Source organism: Actinoplanes sp. G11-F43, from assembly GCF_050589265.1.
In the GTDB taxonomy this organism is placed as follows: domain Bacteria; phylum Actinomycetota; class Actinomycetes; order Mycobacteriales; family Micromonosporaceae; genus Actinoplanes.
Window position 1 is genome coordinate 1 of sequence record NZ_JBNZCE010000094.1, and the last position, 1,475, is coordinate 1,475.

Here is a 1,475-nt window from a genome sequence, read left to right on the forward strand (position 1 = left end):
CACCGCAGCCACGCCACGCACCGCTGCACCCATGCCGCTCACCGCAGCTACGCCGCCCACCGCAGCCACGCCACGCACCGCTGCACCCATGCCGCTCGCCGTATCTGCGCCGCTCACCGCCACACTCGCGCCGCTCGCCACATGCACGCCACTCACCGCAGCCATGCCGCTCGCCGCACCGCCATTCGGTGCCGCCCGATAGGGCACAGCCGCCATCGCCCCGCCGCTCTCGAATCGACCGGGCCGGGACACCGCCGGCGTGATCTTCAACCGCGTCCCTTAAGCCGATCGGCGGCCAGCCAACTCCCAAACGGCCGGAAATATCCGCTTTTACGGGTAGATGAATGGGTACATGGAAGCATCAAGAGAATTACCGTGAACCAGGAGAGACCGGCATGCGAATGCTTCCCGTACTCGTCAGCGCCGCCATCGCCGGAAGCCTTGCCGGCATCACCCCGGCCTCGGCGACGGTGGTCTTCGACTTCGCCACCGGCACCGGGTTCGTCGACGCCGAAGATCTGCGCCAGGGCTTCGACTGGGACGAGGCCCGGCTGGCGCACAAAGCGTCCCGGATCGAGTTCGAAAACTCCAAGCTGGTCGAGGAGACCTGGTCGGTGACGTGCGACGCGGGCGCGAAGCCGTTCCCCGCGATCCGCACCCAACAGGGCGCGAAGGACTTCCTGCTGTCCACACCCACCTATGCCGCCGACCGCACCACCCTGACCGGTTTCCGCATCACCGGCACCAGGGCCGCGATCTCCAGCACGACGGCCCCGTTCGACCCCGGCACCCCCTGCCCCGAACCCTCCCGAGGCACAACGGTCCACACCGCACGTCTCGTGTCCACCACCACGACCAGAACCCTGCTGGCCGTGGCAGGCGACAACGAAACCGCACTACTCCAGACCCGCTCCGGCCCACCCACCTCATAGAAGCCCTGAATCCACGCGCTGATATCAGAGCCCAAAAGGCTATTATCAATCTTAGCCGATAAGGCGTTTAGCCCACACTTCCCCATACCCTGCATGGAGTTATCCACTCGCATTGACTCGTTCCCCGCACCGGATTATCGCTCGCATCGGGCCACCCCGTGCCCCGGGTTATCCGCTTTTGCATCGGGCCACCCCGCGCCCCCCTCGCGCTGAGCCATCCCACGCCAGAGCACCCACAGCAGAGGCAATTCGGCCCGTCACAGCGGCTATCCAACCCGTCACCCCCTCGAGAAAGAACGTTCGTTCTCCCAAAGGGGCGCTAGATCACCCCGAACCCTTCACTCAGGCCTCACCGCCAGCAGCTTCTTGACGGCAAGCGCGAAAGCAAACCGCCCGCCCAGCCAAACGCCACATGCCATTCGATGCGCCTCCAAGATGGCATTTCCAGAGCAATCCGGGAGAGCCATCCAAAACCTGGTCGACACTCATGGATGTAACGTTGAGTGAGATTTGGGTTGTTGGCCGGGCGTTGGCTGTCCGGAA

Annotated in this window: 1 protein-coding gene and 1 pseudogene; one reads left to right on the forward strand and one right to left on the reverse strand. The window is 64.9% G+C overall.

Going from position 1 to position 1,475, the window contains the following annotated elements:
- Positions 1-270 (reverse strand): annotated as a pseudogene (locus ACQ0O7_RS45050) (hypothetical protein); the annotation flags it as partial.
- 125 nt (positions 271-395) lie between these two features.
- On the opposite strand from ACQ0O7_RS45050, the gene ACQ0O7_RS45055 reads away from it, so the two are divergent.
- Complete coding sequence (locus ACQ0O7_RS45055; protein WP_430792090.1) at positions 396-932, forward strand: hypothetical protein; 537 nt, start codon at positions 396-398, stop codon at positions 930-932.
- Positions 933-1,475: the final 543 nt, after the last annotated feature.

Excerpts from the sequence above, each read along its gene's own strand:
- ACQ0O7_RS45055 (WP_430792090.1), top strand. The coding sequence starts at position 396 with ATGCGAATGCTTCCCGTACTCGTCAGCGCCGCCATCGCCGGAAGCCTT.